1 protein-coding gene is annotated in these 607 nt (G+C 42.3%); it reads left to right on the forward strand.

The window, feature by feature from the left end:
• Window positions 1-607 (forward strand): reverse transcriptase domain-containing protein (locus ACNKW3_RS19820; RefSeq protein WP_427401062.1); only part of this gene is annotated, 607 nt, incomplete at both ends.

Here is a 607-nt window from a genome sequence, read left to right on the forward strand (position 1 = left end):
TACAAGACATCATTAAAACGGGACGCCGTTTTGCTGTAGATGTAGATCTGTCCAAGTTCTTTGACCGCGTTGATCACGATTTACTTATGACTTATCTTGGCTACAAAGTGAAGGATAAGCGATTACTTAAACTGATCAAACGTTACTTGCGAGCTGGGGTTATCGATAACCAGCTTTATAGTGAAAGCCGAGAAGGTGTTCCTCAAGGCGGGCCATTATCGCCGCTTTTGGCAAACATCATGCTCGACCCTTTGGACAAAGAGCTTGAGAAACGAGGGCACAAGTTCGCTCGCTACGCAGATGATTTTACTATTATTGTGAAGTCCCTAAGAGCGGGTGAACGAGTACTTAAAAGTATTAGCTACTTTATTTCTCATCGACTTAAACTGGTCGTTAACGAAACAAAAAGCCGCGTAGTGAAAACCAATGAAAGCAAATTCCTTGGATTTACATTCAAGGGTGGGCTGATTCATTGGCACCCGAAGACCGTGCAGAAATTTAAGCAACAGGTAAGAAGGTTAACTAATCGCAACTGGGGTGTGTCTATGCAATACCAAATCTTTAAGCTCAGCCAATATCTAAGAGGCTGGATAAACTACTTTGGTAT

It is taken from the genome of Glaciecola sp. 1036 (genome assembly GCF_050306235.1).
Taxonomy (GTDB): domain Bacteria; phylum Pseudomonadota; class Gammaproteobacteria; order Enterobacterales; family Alteromonadaceae; genus Glaciecola.